Below are 13532 nucleotides of genomic sequence, written 5' to 3'. Positions count from 1 at the left end.
TCTATACGTGAGAGTGCCAGCACTCAAGGTCGGGTTCTGCCGACCTCGCATTCTCGACACGCCCACACTGGCCAGTGATCTTCACATCGCCTGCCACAATCTGTAACGTTCGCATAACAGGCTGTGACATAGCACAGGAAAGGCGCCATCCGCTCGGAGAGCACCATCGGCTTGAAGGGAGGTGAACATGCGAACATCCCTCGGTATCTCGGCCGGGAACGAGGTGGTGTGCTCGGCACTGGTCGCGACGGGGCCGGCCGGCGAGCAGAGTTTCGATTACCGGGTCGTTTCCGCGGATGAGGCACATTCCGACCTCGGCGATCTCGTGGCGTCCTCGATCGAGTTGATGACCACCCAGCTACCGGTGTCGCAGGCCGCGATGGCGGGCGAACCGCTCGGCCGCTATTCCGGCAGCCACCGGCGGGTCGAGTCGACCCGCTCGCGTCCGACCAGCGTCGCCGTCGCCTACCGCAACAAGGAACAGGCACAGGCCATTCGGGCCGCGTGCGCTCGCCACCGCGATCTGCGGTTGGTCACCGAGGGCGCCGCCGCCCTCGCCTACCTGCGCCACACCGGACTGCTCGACCGCTACCCCACCGTCGCCGTGATCGACCTGGGGGCAACCGGACTCACCGTCACCGTGGCCGATCACGTCGAAAGCGTGGTCCTGCACTCCGAACGCACGCCGACGCTGAGCGGCAACGCGATCGACGAGCTGATCTACCACCACCTGGTGGACCTGCACTACGCCCGTCGCGGCACCCGGCCCAACCGCACCACACTGACCAACCGTGGCCGTGCCGCCAAGGAACACCTGTCGCAGGCGCCCGTCGTCACCATCGATCATGTCGCGGGACAGGGGCTCGAGCTCACCCGCCCTGATTTCGAGGAGCTCATCGGCGGCCTGCTGCGCAATATCGCGCTCTTCTCGTCGTCGGTGTTCACCCGGGCGCCGAAGTATCCCGACGCGGTCGCCGTGATCGGCGGGTGCGCCAATATCCCGTGCGTCATCGACATTCTCGCCTCGCGCCTCGACGTGCCCGTACTCACCGTGCCCGACCCCGAGGCCGTGATCGCCAAGGGCGCCGCGCTGGTCGCCGATGCCGCGGCGCCGTCCGGACTGTCGGGCGGCATGAACTCCGACGCACCGAGCGGCACCTTCGCCAAGGTCGTCGGCACCCTCGTCGGCGCGGTGGTGGTGGTCGGCCTGGTGATCGGTTACGGCGTGCAAGCCGTCACGCCCGACACCCCCGATGTCACGCCGGCCGGTACGAGCAGCACCGTGCGTCAATCCCCCTCACCGGTGACGCCCTCCCCGGCACCCGCCCCCGCCAATCGGGAGAGCACCGAACGCACCGGCGCCACCGTTGCCCCACCCGCCCCCGAATCGCCCAAGGCCACGACCGGGGCACCGTCGACGAGCGCGAACGCCACCACCCCGTCCGCGCCCACCTCGACAACGGCGCCCACCCTGCGCCCCGACCCGAACCTGCCGCAGATCCCCTACCCCGAGTCCCCCCTCGGTCAGATGGACAGCGGCTCCTCCACCGGCGGCGGGCAACAACGCCCCTCCACCCCCAACACCTCTCCCACGCAGGCGCCCGCCAACAGCACCCTCCCGATCCCGTCGACGACAACGACAGACGAGATCCCCTCACCACCGACCGATTGACGAGCCGAGGCGACGGTCCTCCATGGGGGCCGTACGGACGGCCAGGACGGCCGCTAGCCGCGCAGGGCGCTCACCGAGACCGGCAGCCCCGGATCTGTGGCGACAGTCAGTTCAGCGGGCAGCGCACCCGCCGCGATCACATGCGCCCCCAGCGCCGCGATCATCACACCGTTGTCCGTACACAGCCGCGGCTTCGGCACGCGAAGCGTCAAACCCGCCGCCGCACAACGCTCTTCGGCGAGTGATCGAATGCGCGAGTTGGCGGTGGCGCCGCCCCCGAGCACGATCGTGTCGACACCGACATCTTTCGCCGCGCGCACCGCCTTCATCGTCAGCACGTCCGCCACCGCCTCCTGGAAGGACGCGGCGATATCGGGAATGGGCAGCTGGTCGGCCGTGATGCCCTGACGCTGCGCGGCCTCGACGTAGCGGGCCACCGCGGTCTTGAGGCCGGAGAAGGAGAAGTCGTAGCGCGCGTCACGGGGCCCGGTCATGCCGCGAGGAAAGGCGATCGCGCGTGCGTCGCCCGAGGCGGCGGCAGCGTCGAGGGCAGGCCCGCCGGGATAGCCGAGACCGAGCAGTCGCGCGACCTTGTCGAACGCCTCCCCCGCGGCATCGTCGACAGTGCTGCCGAGCTCGGTGATCGGCTCACCCAGATCCGTGACCTGCAGCAGATGCGTGTGTCCACCGGAGACCAGCAGCGCCACCGCGGGCGGCATCGGCCCGTGCTCGAGCGTATCGACCGCCACGTGCCCACCGAGATGGTTGAGCGCGTAGAAAGGCACATCCCACGCCGCCGCGTAGGCCTTGGCCGCGGCCACCCCCACCAGCAGCGCACCGGCCAATCCCGGCCCGATGGTGACGGCGAGCGCGTCGGGCTTGCTGATTCCCGCGGTCGCGAGCGCACGACGCATCGCGGGCACGATCGCCTCGAGATGGGCGCGCGAGGCGATCTCGGGCACCACGCCACCGAAGCGCGCGTGCTGGTCGACGCTGGAGGCGACCTCGTCGGCGAGCAGTTCGACGGAGCCGTCGGAATGACGGCGCACGATGCCGACTCCCGTTTCGTCGCACGAGCTCTCGATCCCCATGACGATCACGACAACACCTCGTCCTGCCGACCGCGCGCGGCCCACTCGTCGGCCGCGGCGGTCAGTTCCGGACGCCGCATCGTGTACGCGTCGGCGCCGCTGGGGTGGTAGTAGTTCTTGCGCAGCCCGATGATGTGAAAACCGTGCTTGGCGTACATCGCGATGGCGGGCGCGTTGTCGGTACGCACCTCGAGGAACACCGGCCCGCCACGTTCGGCAGCCGTGGCCAGCAGCGCTTCGAGCAGCAGCGTGCCGATGCCACCCCGATGGCATCGCGGGTCGACACCGATCGTGTGCACCTCGGCCTCGGGATGGGCATCGTCACCGAGCAGCGCGATGCCCGCGTAGCCGACCATCACCCCGGCGGCATCGCGCGCGGTGATGTAGCGGTTGTGCCCACCCGCCAGCTCGGACCGGAACGACACCGCTTGCCACGGGTCGTCCTCGGGGAACAGCAGGTGCTCCAGTTCGACGCAGCGGTCGATATCGGGCAGCGTCATGGGAGCGATCAGGTAATCGGTCACGGCATCACGCCCCGGTTCGGTCGAGGGTGCGGAAGCTGTTCTCCACCGCATCGGGCCTACGCAGATACAGCGGCACCAGCGCTTCCGGCACGTCTCCGGCCAAGAGCGCGGGCGCGGCGACGGTGACCAGCCCGGCAGGCGACGGCGTCTCGCTGGGCAGCACCGGTAGATCGAAATAGTCGACGTGCGCGGCCGACCCGGCGACGGCCGAGGCCTCACCCACCGGCACGTCGGCGGCCTTGTTCACCTCGGGACCGGCCACCCGCGCCCCGTTCAGATACTTGGCCCAGTACACCTCGCGCCTGCGCGCATCGGTGACCACCAGCAGTTCGCCGGGATCGCGCTTCTCACCGAAGGTGTCGGCGGCGATCGCGTCGAGACTGCACACCCCGTGCACGGGTAGCCCCAGCGCGTCGCCGAAGGCGGCCGCGGTGGCCATCCCGACGCGTAGCCCGGTGAACGGTCCCGGTCCCAGCCCGACGACGACCGCGTCGAGCTCACCGCGGCTCACCCCCGCTTCGGCCAGGCATTCCAGGATCTGCGGGGTGAGGACCTCGGCGTGCGCGCGGGCGTCGACCTTCACCCGGGCAGCGAGCGTCGCCACGGCGGGCCGGGTGCCGGGTTCAACGGCAGGTGACAGGTGCACCAATCCCGCTGTAACGGCGGGTGTCGCGGTGTCGACTGCTAGTACGAGCATGATTGTCTCAACAATACCGGGTGGTATCGGCGCTCGGCGCGCACCGGTGCGCGCGTGATCGCGCGTTATTCGATCCATTCCCAGATCGCCGTGCGCACATCGGATTCCGGCTCCCGGGCGAGTTGCACTCGCAAGTGCCGGTCGGCGAGGTGTTCGACCACCCCCTTGCCCCATTCCACGACGACGACCGCGTGGTGCAGGTCGGTGTCGAGGTCGAGCGAGTCCAGTTCGTCGAGGTCGCCGGCGAGCCGATAGGCATCGACATGAACCATCGCCACCCCGGGCGTGCCGTCCGGGCGCACCCCGGCCTTGTGCGCTCGCGCGATGATGAACGTCGGCGAGCTGACCCGGCCCGCGACACCGAGTCCGGCGGCGATTCCTCTGGTCAGCGCGGTTTTACCGGCGCCGAGCGGGCCGTCGAGAACGACCAGGTCACCCGGGCGCAGGGTGGCCGCCAGTTCGCGGCCGAACGCTTCGGTGTCCTCGACCGTGTCGAGCACACGCTGGTGCGGGTCAGCCACCGACAGCCTCCTCGCCGCGCGTGTCGGTGATCCCCGCGCGGGCCAGCAGCCGATCGAGTGCGGCCAGGCTCACCTCGGGGAACTGCAGGTGCGGCATGTGCGCCGCCTCACCGATTCGAACCAGTTCGCTGCTCGGCAGTTCCGCCGCCAATTCGCGGGAGTTGCGGAATGGGATCACCACGTCGTGCGCGCCGCCGAGAATCAGCACCGGCATGTCGCCGAGGACCGGCAATGCGGCCGATTCATCGTGCAGCTCAATCGCTTTCAGGAATTTCTCGATGGTGCCGACCGGGGTGCGGTCGATCATCATCGTGGTGAATCGCGACAGCGTCGGACTCACCGGGCCGTGGAAGGAGCTGACGTGCAGGATCGGCGTCACCACGTGCTTGCTCGCACTGCGGCTGAACTGCACCAGCGTCGGCGCCGTTCGCACCGCCAGCCGGAAGCCGTCGACCGCGGGATGCCGGATCAGTTGCGAGATCCCGGTCGCGGTCACCTCCGCAGCCGCGGTACTCAGCAGCCCGACCGCGCGCACCCGGGTCGCGAACAGCTCGGGGAACTGCGCGGCCGCCGCGAGCACCGCCATTCCGCCGAGCGAATGACCGACCAGCACCACCGGCCCCTTCGGCGCGCACTCGCGGATGACGGTGGCGACGTCGTGACCGAGTTGGGCGACCGTGCAGCTGTCGGTGGTCGGCGTGCCGGAGCGTCCGTGTCCGCGCAGGTCGAAGAAGACCATCCGCAGCCGCGATCCCCACTGCTGCGCGAGATCACGGCGCTGGAAGTGGAACGACTCCATGCTGTTGCAGAATCCGTGCACGAAAACGATCGTGACCTCGGCGGAATCGTCACCGTAGGTGCGGGTGGCCAGCGATACGCCGTCGTCGGCGAGCACCGACCCCGGTTCGTCCTCGTCGATCAGGGCGAAGTTCTCGTCGCGGTATTCGTCGCGTTCGGCAGGCCACCTCACCCGGGCGCCGATCTGGCGCAAGGTGTGAGCGATGGCGAGCCCCGCGAGCAGCCCCGCGGTCGCCAAGCCGCCGCGACGGATCACCGTGCGCCGGGTCATCGGCCCGTCCCCACGTAGCGGCGGACCACGCGACCACGCGGCGCGCAGACGACCTCGTAGTCGATGGTGTCCAGCGCCCGCGCCCAGTCGAGCGCGTGTGGCTGTCCCGCGCCGCCGCCGAACAGCACCGCGCGGTCGCCCTCGCGCACTCCACCCGCGTTGTCGCCGAGGTCAACCATGAACTGGTCCATGCACACCCGCCCGACATTACGGTGTCGCGCCCCGCCCAACCACACCTCGAAACGCCCACTCAGCGACCGGAATACACCGTCGGCATACCCCGCGGGCACGAGGGCGACCGTCGTGTCGCGCGGCGCGATCCACCGATGCCCGTAGGACACGCCCTCCCCTGCCGCCACCTGCTTCACCAGCGCGACCTCCGCCTGAAAGGTCATCGCCGGCTTCAATCCGAATTGCCCGAGCTCCGGGATGGGCGAGAGGCCGTACACCGAGATGCCCGGCCTGACCATGTCGAAACGCAGATCGGGCCTGGTCAGCGTGGCCGCCGAGTTCGACAGATGCACGAGCTCGGGTTCGAGCCCGTGTTCCTTGGCCAGCGCGATCGCCTCGATGAACCGTTCCCGCTGCTGATCCACCATCGGATGACCCGGCTCGTCGGCATGCGCGAGGTGGGAGAAGATCGCCCGCAACCGCACCACCTGTCCGTCGACGAGCCCCCGCAGAGCCTGCAAGAGCTGCGGATACTCCGTCACCGACACCCCGTTGCGATTGAGCCCCGTATCGACCTTCACCGTCACCGTCGCGGTCTGGCCCACCACCAGCGCGGCCCGCTCCACCGCCCGCAACTGGGCAAGCGAGGACACCCCGATCTCGAGGTCTCCCGCGATGGCACCCGCGTAGTCGGCGTCAACCGTATTGAGCCAGCAGAGAACAGGAGCTGTGATCCCCGCCGCTCGCAGGGCCAGCCCCTCACCGACAGTGGTCACCCCGAGCTCCCGAGCCCCCGCCCCCAACGCCGCCCGAGCCACCTCGACTGCCCCATGGTTGTACCCGTCGGCCTTGACCACCACCATCACAGCGGCCCCCTGCGCGTACTCCCGCAACACCCGCACGTTATGAGCAATGGCATCCAAGTCGACGACCGTCTCCACTTGCGCATTCACACCCCCGATCGTGCCAGGACCCACCGAATACCTCATACCTGGGCCATACCCCCGCCACGCTCCGCAGAACCACCACCGATCTCCCGCAACACCCGCACAGCCCCCCGAACATGGCCGAGCAGAGGCATCGCGGAGATGGGCGCCCCCGCTTCCTGGCCCCCATAGGCAGCCAAATCGGCGGCCAACGCGTGAACCCGAGCCCCCGCGGCAGCAGCCCACCCCGCCTCACGCCCCGCAGCGAGCAACGCCCCGATAATCCCCGACAGCACATCCCCCGACCCCGGCGTAGCAGCCCAATCCCCACCCGCGTCATTGACCAGCGTCGCTTTCCCAGGCGACGCGATGATCGTCGCCCGCCCCTTGAGCAACACCGTCACACCCCAGTCCTCGGCCAGCCCCCGCACCGCGCCGACGCGATCACCCCCCACCGCAGACCCGGTCAACCGAGCGAATTCCCCCGCGTGCGGCGTGAGCACCGTGGGAGCAGCACGCCCCCGAACCAGCCCCGGTTCCTCGGAGAGAATCGTCAGACCATCTGCATCCACCAATACCGGCAGATCAGAACCCAGCACCTCAGCCAACCGATCCCGAGCCCCCGAATCGGTACCACCACCCGGCCCGACCACCCAGGCCTGCACCCGCCCCGTCTCCGAGATCGACGAGCTGGCGACAACTTCGGGGAACTTCTCCAATACCTCGGCATCGGAGCCCACATACCGAACCATCCCGGACGTAGCCGCCACCGCCGCCCCCGTACACAACACCCCCGCCCCCGGATACTTCGCACTCCCCGCACAGACCCCCGTCACCCCTTGACTGTATTTGTCATCAGCGGGCCCCGGCACCGGCCAACCCGCCCCCACCGCCGCCGGATCCAGCTGCGCCAAACCAGCCTCCGGAAGTCGCAATCCGATCGGCACCAACACAATTCGCCCACAGCGCGGCACCGCCAACGCATGCACCGGCTTATAGGCGCCGAACGCAACCGTCACCTCCGCCGTCACCGCCGGCCCGTCCACCGCGCCCGTCTCAGGATCGACCCCACTGGGCAAATCGACCGAGATGATCGGAACATTCAGGGCTGCAACTACTTCCACTGCACCCGGTCGCAACGGGCCTCGCCCGGAGATCCCCACGATCCCATCGATCACCAGATCAACCGAATCGAGCCGGTCGACCACCCGCCCCCCGGCCGCCCGCAGGGCGGTAAGCCCTTCTTCATGCGCCCGTTCAGGATTCAACAGAACGGCCGTTACCCGAACACCCCGCCGCCGCAGAAAGACCCCCGCCCACAACGCATCCCCGCCGTTGTCCCCGGACCCGACGAGCAACCCCACTGCCCGCCCGACCACTCCCCCGGTTCGCGAACGCAATTCGTCGACGACCACCCCCGCCAGCCCGAACGCCGCCCGGCGCATCGGCGTACCCGCGGGCACCCGCGTGAACAGCTCGGCTTCCGCGGCCCGAACCTCGTCGACGGTGTAGTAGCCACGCCGATCCGACATAGTCGCCTCCCAGCTGCCCGAAACGGGCCGCCGACCGGCCCAGGATCGCTCGCAGACTACGCTCCACACCCATGTCGATGGTTCGTCACCGCGCCGCGTCCGCCCGGTTTGTCGCCGGATTCGTCGTGGCCGCCGCCCTGTTGTCCGCCGGCTGTTCCGGCGACTCCGGAAACGCCGCCACCACCACAACCCGCAAACCCCGCCCGGTCACCACCACGACCAGCACCCAACAACACCCACCCACCAACCTCACGGTCGAGGTCGGCGGCATGAAGTACGCCCCCGCCGACGCCACCATCAAGGTCGGCGAGACGGTCACCTGGAAGTTCTCCGACAAGGTCCCCCACAACGTGCAGGGCATCGGCGACAAGGCGATGGGTCTCAACAGCCCCATCATCGACAAGGGCGAATGGTCCTACACCTTCACCCAACCAGGCACCTACCGCTACCTGTGCACCCTGCACCCGGACATGCGCGGCTCCATCACGGTCAAGTGAGCGTGCCGGCCTCACGATGAGGCCGGCTCGATGCCTTATTCGACGGTGACCGACTTGGCCAGGTTGCGGGGCTTGTCCACGTCGTAGCCCAGCGTCTGCGCCACCTCGGCGGCGAAGATCTGCAAGGGCACCGTGGACAGCAACGGCTGGTACAGCGTCGGCGCCGCCGGGATCTCGATCAGGTCGTCGGCGAACGGACGCACCGTGTCGTCGCCCTCTTCGGCGATCACGATCGTGCGGGCCCCGCGCGCCTGGATCTCGCGAATGTTGCTGAGCAGCTTGGAATGCAGCACCGCGCGCCCCTTCGGCGACGGCATCACCACGATCACCGGCAGACCTTCTTCGATCAGCGCGATCGGCCCGTGCTTGAGCTCGCCCGCGGCGAACCCCTCGGCGTGCATGTAGGCCAGTTCCTTGAGCTTGAGCGCACCCTCCAGCGCCACGGGATAGCCCACATGGCGACCGAGGAACAGCACCGTCGGCACATGCGCCAGCTCGCGCGCGATGGCCCGCACCTGTGGCGCGGTTTCGAGCACGCGCGAGATCAGCTTGGGCATCGACTCGAGCTCGGCGAACTCGCGAGCCACCTCGTCGGGGTACTTGGTTCCGCGCGCCTGGGCCAGCGCCAGACCCACCAGATAGTTGGCGGCGACCTGCGCCAGGAAGGCCTTGGTCGACGCGACGCCGATCTCTGGCCCGGTCCGCGTGTAGATCACCGCGTCGGATTCGCGCGGAATCTGCGCCCCGTTGGTGTTGCAGATGGCCAGCACGCGCGCCTTCTGCTCCTTGGCGTGACGCACCGCCTCGAGGGTGTCGGCGGTTTCACCGGACTGCGAAATCGCCACCACCAGCGTCGACCGGTCCAGAACCGGGTCGCGGTAGCGGAATTCGCTGGCGAGTTCCACCTCCACCGGTACCCGGGTCCAGTGCTCGATCGCGTACTTGGCGAGCAGTCCCGCGTGATACGAACTGCCGCAGGCGACGACGAAAACCTTGTCGAACTCGCGCAACTCCTGGTCGGCGAGGCGCTGTTCGTCGAGGACGATCCGGCCGCCCTTCTCGTCGACGACGAAATGCCCCAACAGGGTGTCGGCGACGGCGGTGGGCTGCTCCTCGATCTCCTTGAGCATGAAGTAGTCGTGGCCGCCCTTCTCGGCGGCGGCGAGGTCCCAGTCGATGGTGAACGGTCGGCTGACCACCCCGTCGGTATTGCCCGCGAAGTCGGTGACCTTGTAGCCGTCGTTGGTGATCACCACGGCCTGGTTCTGCCCGAGCTCGACCGCCTCGCGGGTGTGCTCGATGAACGCGGTGACGTCGGAGGCGATGAACATCTCGCCCTCTCCGACCCCGACGACCAGCGGCGTCGACCGGCGGGCCGCGACGATCGTGCCGGGATGATCGGCATGGGTGAACACCAGCGTGAACGCGCCTTCGAGGCGCTGCAGCACGGCGTGCACACTCGCGGTGAAGTCGCCGGCGGTCGGGCCTTCGGCGTAGGCGCGCGACACCAGATGCACCGTGACCTCGGTATCGGTGTCGCTGAGCAGCTCCGCGCCCGATTCCTCCAGTTCGCGGCGCAGCGGCGCGAAGTTCTCGATGATGCCGTTGTGGACCACGGCGAGCTTGCCGGAGACGTCGCGGTGCGGGTGCGCGTTGCGGTCGGTGGGCGCGCCGTGGGTGGCCCAGCGGGTGTGTCCCATACCGGTCGACCCGGCGAAACGCTCGGTCCCCGCCTCGCCCAGTTCGGCTTCCAGATTGGCCAGCCGCCCGGCCTTACGTTCGACCGCGAGAGCGCCGTTTCCGTCGAGGATCGCGACCCCCGCCGAGTCGTATCCGCGATACTCCATACGCCGCAGCGCGTCGACGACAACGCCGAGCGCATCCCGGTATCCGACGTAGCCCACGATTCCGCACATGGTCCCCCACCCTACTGATCGGATACTCTTCTCGCCGTGTCGGTGTCTGCAAAATCGCTCCTGAGCACCCTGTCCATGCGCGGCCCTCACCGGGTGCTGCGCGGGAACCTAGGGATCGCAGGTCAGCCGGGTGTGGTGTACACACCCGAGTCCGGACTGAACCTGCCCGCCGTCGCGTTCGCGCACGGCTGGCTGACCAGCGCCGAGAACTACAAGAGCCTGCTCGAACACATCGCATCGTGGGGTTTCGTGGTCGCCGCGCCCGACACCGAGCGCGGCCCGATCCCGTCACATCTGGACCTCGGCACCGACTTGCTCACCACGCTCGACATCGTCACCAAGGTCCGCCTCGGTGACGGCACCATCAGCGTCCACCCCGACCGCCTCGCCCTCGCCGGTCACGGCATGGGAGCAGGCGCCGCCGTGATCGCCGCGGCTCAACGCCGGGTAGCCGCCGTAGTGGCGCTCTTCCCCGCCCCCACCTCCCCCGTCGCGGAGAACATCGCCCCCGAACTCGACACGCCCGGCCTGATCCTGACCGGCGACGACCTCGACTCGGTCAGCTCCAACGCCCGCGCCCTGGCCGCCGCCTGGTCCGGCCCGTCGATCCTGCGCACCATCAACGGCGCCTCCCACAACGGCATCATCGAAGGCCGCCGCCTCTTCGCCGCCCTCGGCGCGGGCCGCTACGAACACAAAACCGACAAAACCACCCGAGCCCTGGTCACCGGCTACCTCCTCGCCACGGTCCTCGCCGACAAGAAGTACGCGGATTTCGCCGACCCGGAAGGCGAGATCCCGCACACGAAGGTGGTCGACCCGCACGCCGAGGTCGAAGTCGAGGCGCCGAAGTTGTCCATCGGCACGGTCGCCAAGCTGATCCGCGGCTAAAAGCCTCCGGGCCGCGTCAGCCCGGCGCGATCACCGCCGTATTCGGCGTCGCGCTGACGATTCAGACCAGCCAGCTCTTGCGCTGGTAGTACTCGGCTTCGGGATCGTCGTCGTCATATGGCGCGACGACATCGTTCGCACGCCGCGCTGCCGCCGCGCGAGCAATGGCGTCGCGCTGTTCCTGCGCCTCTGCTTCGAGGCGGTTCAGTTCGGCCTGGCGCTGTTCGGCTGCGACCCTCGCCTTCTCGTCTTCCTCCGCCTGCGCGAGCACCCGCTCCAGACCGGCGGCAGTACGTTCGGCATGGTCTCGGTCTCGATCGGCGGTGGCACGGTTGATCGCGTCGAGTTCCTGATGCAGGATCGCCGTGCGCCGAGCGTGCTCGTCGAAAATCTGCTCGAGTTCGAGGACATAGTTCATGAGCTGGGCTCCTCACATGATGAGCGGACGATCACAGCGGACCTGCCTCTGCCAGGACTGCGCCGGTGTCGACCGGCTCTTCGGCATCACCGGCAGGCAGCGGCTGCGAGTAATGCTCACCGTCGTCTTCGCGCTTGGTTGCACCCGGAATACTCGGCGTGCTCGACGCAGGCGTGCCACCCTCCTCTGCGGTTCCTGAGCCGGAGCTCGGCGTCCCATCACCGATGACACCTTCTTCGGTCGCAGCGTCTTCACCGGTGGGTTCGCCCTCGCCTACGGGTTCGCCACTCTCGGTCGTGATGACCGGCTGACCGTCGGCGCCGATCGTCACGCCGTATTCGGTGGACTGACCGTCGGCTCCGGTGACGACCATCTTCAGGTTGCCGTCCTCGCCCATCTCGACCTTGACGTTGTTGCCGGCCAAGTCGAACTCCGCCGACTTGCCGTCGATGACATCCGGCACCCCGTCGTCATCGGCATCCTGGTCGAACACAGCTTCCAGCTGGCCGACCGCATTCTCGATGCCTTCGGAGATCGAAGACGTGATGGTGTCCATGTTCTCGCTGAGCGTGCCGGCAGCTGTCGTCAACAGGTCCGTGGCGGCGTCGGTGACGGTGCTGACGATCTCGCTGAGCGTGTCGTCGGTAGTCGTGGACGGCGTTGTCGTCGTGGGCGTTGTCGTCGTCGGTGTTGTCGTAGACGGCGTTGTCGTCGTCGGCGTCGTCGACGCAGGGGTCGTCCCGGACGGCGTGGTCCCTGCTGGAGTGGTCCCGTCACCTTTGTTATCGGTGGTAACGGTGCCTGCCGGTCGCGGATACGCCCCGCTGTCGAGCGCGTTGGTCGCGGTCGTCAGCACCCCGTACGCCAGCTTGACGGTGTCATCGGTGTTGGAGCACAGGGAGAGGAAGTTCGCCAGCTTGTTGTCGAAGTCCGGTTTGAAGACATCTCTCAACCACGCTTCGGCTTGCTGCTTGTCGTAAGCCGTCTTTCCGATATAGGCAGAACCCAAGCCTGGAACGGCCATTGCAACGATGCCGACGCCGATCGTCCCGACATCGACGACATCTGTTTCCTCGATCATCTCGTCGATGTCGCTGATGGTCTTTCCGCCGACCAACACCTGATTACCGGTGACCAGCGCCTTGACCCAATCCTTCTTACTGGTGACCAGCCCCCGCAATTTGGTCGTCGCGGTGGCGAACGCTTCCACCGCCGTGGTCAATTTCGTGCGGTCCTCGGTAGCCAGCGCCAGCTGTTGTCCGAGCATCGTCGCTGCGGCCTCGGCCGCCGCACCGCTGCTCCACACCGTGGACATCTTCTGCGAAAGCGCCTGCTGCACACCCCATTGCGTATCGGATACCTGCAGTGCGTTGTAGAGGGCTTCGGCAGTGTCAGCCAGCTTGTCCAGATTCATACCGCGCTGTTCGTCGTACTCCGCGCAGATCTTGGCTTCGGTATGACTGCAGTCGCCGAACGCCTTGTTGTATCTGGGGAGCAACTGGATGAAGTACTGCAGCCCCGATGCACCATCGTCGAGGAGCGAATCGACGTTCTGTCCGCGTATGCCCTCTACGGGGCTGCTCAACACCGTCATCGGTCGGCTCCCA

13 protein-coding genes are annotated in these 13532 nt (G+C 68.0%); 3 read left to right on the top strand and 10 right to left on the bottom strand.

The features are described from left to right. Window positions 1-187 precede the first annotated feature (187 nt). Window positions 188-1672 (top strand): Hsp70 family protein, encoded by a 1485-nt coding sequence (locus QX204_RS02785; protein WP_301905037.1) that lies wholly within the window; start codon window positions 188-190, stop codon window positions 1670-1672. Between the two features lie 53 nt (window positions 1673-1725). Here the strand turns inward: QX204_RS02785 and tsaD are convergent, their stop codons facing one another. The 7 genes from tsaD to QX204_RS02750 form a co-directional block, all read right to left on the bottom strand. Further along, on the bottom strand, window positions 1726-2772 hold the full coding sequence (gene tsaD, locus QX204_RS02780; protein WP_301905036.1) for a tRNA (adenosine(37)-N6)-threonylcarbamoyltransferase complex transferase subunit TsaD: 1047 nt from the start codon (window positions 2770-2772) through the stop codon (window positions 1726-1728). Further along, window positions 2769-3263 (bottom strand): ribosomal protein S18-alanine N-acetyltransferase, encoded by a 495-nt coding sequence (gene rimI / locus QX204_RS02775; RefSeq protein WP_301908232.1) that lies wholly within the window; start codon window positions 3261-3263, stop codon window positions 2769-2771. Before rimI ends, tsaD begins: the two co-directional genes overlap by 4 nt. A gap of 28 nt (window positions 3264-3291) precedes the next feature. Continuing rightward, window positions 3292-3984: a tRNA (adenosine(37)-N6)-threonylcarbamoyltransferase complex dimerization subunit type 1 TsaB gene (gene tsaB / locus QX204_RS02770; RefSeq protein ID WP_301905035.1), complete on the bottom strand. Its 693-nt coding sequence runs from the start codon at window positions 3982-3984 to the stop codon at window positions 3292-3294. 65 nt (window positions 3985-4049) lie between these two features. Then, window positions 4050-4505 carry a tRNA (adenosine(37)-N6)-threonylcarbamoyltransferase complex ATPase subunit type 1 TsaE gene (gene tsaE, locus QX204_RS02765; RefSeq protein WP_056818220.1) on the bottom strand — a complete coding sequence of 152 codons (456 nt, stop codon included), beginning with the start codon at window positions 4503-4505 and terminating at the stop codon, window positions 4050-4052. After that, a complete protein-coding gene (locus tag QX204_RS02760; protein ID WP_301905034.1) occupies window positions 4498-5574 on the bottom strand; it encodes an alpha/beta fold hydrolase in 1077 nt (358 codons plus the stop codon). Before QX204_RS02760 ends, tsaE begins: the two co-directional genes overlap by 8 nt. After that, on the bottom strand, window positions 5571-6734 hold the full coding sequence (gene alr, locus QX204_RS02755) for an alanine racemase (RefSeq protein WP_301905033.1): 1164 nt from the start codon (window positions 6732-6734) through the stop codon (window positions 5571-5573). Before alr ends, QX204_RS02760 begins: the two co-directional genes overlap by 4 nt. After that, window positions 6731-8203, bottom strand: a complete 1473-nt coding sequence (locus tag QX204_RS02750; RefSeq protein ID WP_301905032.1) for a bifunctional ADP-dependent NAD(P)H-hydrate dehydratase/NAD(P)H-hydrate epimerase — start codon at window positions 8201-8203, stop codon at window positions 6731-6733. Before QX204_RS02750 ends, alr begins: the two co-directional genes overlap by 4 nt. A gap of 71 nt (window positions 8204-8274) precedes the next feature. On the opposite strand from QX204_RS02750, the gene QX204_RS02745 reads away from it, so the two are divergent. After that, window positions 8275-8700: a cupredoxin domain-containing protein gene (locus QX204_RS02745; protein ID WP_301905031.1), complete on the top strand. Its 426-nt coding sequence runs from the start codon at window positions 8275-8277 to the stop codon at window positions 8698-8700. A gap of 35 nt (window positions 8701-8735) precedes the next feature. On the opposite strand, the gene glmS is transcribed toward QX204_RS02745, so the two are convergent. Then, on the bottom strand, window positions 8736-10616 hold the full coding sequence (glmS, locus tag QX204_RS02740; RefSeq protein ID WP_301905030.1) for a glutamine--fructose-6-phosphate transaminase (isomerizing): 1881 nt from the start codon (window positions 10614-10616) through the stop codon (window positions 8736-8738). 36 nt (window positions 10617-10652) lie between these two features. On the opposite strand from glmS, the gene QX204_RS02735 reads away from it, so the two are divergent. Further along, a complete protein-coding gene (locus QX204_RS02735) occupies window positions 10653-11507 on the top strand; it encodes an alpha/beta hydrolase (RefSeq protein ID WP_301905029.1) in 855 nt (284 codons plus the stop codon). Between the two features lie 61 nt (window positions 11508-11568). Here the strand turns inward: QX204_RS02735 and QX204_RS02730 are convergent, their stop codons facing one another. Next, on the bottom strand, window positions 11569-11925 hold the full coding sequence (locus QX204_RS02730) for a hypothetical protein (protein ID WP_301905028.1): 357 nt from the start codon (window positions 11923-11925) through the stop codon (window positions 11569-11571). 31 nt (window positions 11926-11956) lie between these two features. Beyond that, the gene (locus QX204_RS02725) at window positions 11957-13519 is read right to left on the bottom strand and encodes a hypothetical protein (RefSeq protein WP_301905027.1); all 1563 of its coding nucleotides are present in this window, start codon (window positions 13517-13519) and stop codon (window positions 11957-11959) included. Window positions 13520-13532: the final 13 nt, after the last annotated feature.

It is taken from the genome of Nocardia sp. PE-7 (assembly GCF_030486425.1).
GTDB classification, from domain to species: domain Bacteria; phylum Actinomycetota; class Actinomycetes; order Mycobacteriales; family Mycobacteriaceae; genus Nocardia; species Nocardia salmonicida_A.
This window is presented reverse-complemented; position numbering and strand designations above follow the sequence as displayed.

What these genes read in the sequence shown, in the direction of transcription:
- QX204_RS02785 (WP_301905037.1), top strand. Translation starts at nt 188, where the DNA reads ATGCGAACATCCCTCGGTATCTCGGCCGGGAACGAGGTGGTGTGCTCG.
- rimI (WP_301908232.1), bottom strand. Translation starts at nt 3,263, where the DNA reads ATGACGCTGCCCGATATCGACCGCTGCGTCGAACTGGAGCACCTGCTG.
- tsaB (WP_301905035.1), bottom strand. Translation starts at nt 3,984, where the DNA reads ATGCTCGTACTAGCAGTCGACACCGCGACACCCGCCGTTACAGCGGGA.
- QX204_RS02760 (WP_301905034.1), bottom strand. Translation starts at nt 5,574, where the DNA reads ATGACCCGGCGCACGGTGATCCGTCGCGGCGGCTTGGCGACCGCGGGG.
- alr (WP_301905033.1), bottom strand. Translation starts at nt 6,734, where the DNA reads ATGAGGTATTCGGTGGGTCCTGGCACGATCGGGGGTGTGAATGCGCAA.
- QX204_RS02750 (WP_301905032.1), bottom strand. Translation starts at nt 8,203, where the DNA reads ATGTCGGATCGGCGTGGCTACTACACCGTCGACGAGGTTCGGGCCGCG.
- QX204_RS02745 (WP_301905031.1), top strand. Translation starts at nt 8,275, where the DNA reads ATGTCGATGGTTCGTCACCGCGCCGCGTCCGCCCGGTTTGTCGCCGGA.
- glmS (WP_301905030.1), bottom strand. Translation starts at nt 10,616, where the DNA reads ATGTGCGGAATCGTGGGCTACGTCGGATACCGGGATGCGCTCGGCGTT.
- QX204_RS02730 (WP_301905028.1), bottom strand. Translation starts at nt 11,925, where the DNA reads ATGAACTATGTCCTCGAACTCGAGCAGATTTTCGACGAGCACGCTCGG.
- QX204_RS02725 (WP_301905027.1), bottom strand. Translation starts at nt 13,519, where the DNA reads ATGACGGTGTTGAGCAGCCCCGTAGAGGGCATACGCGGACAGAACGTC.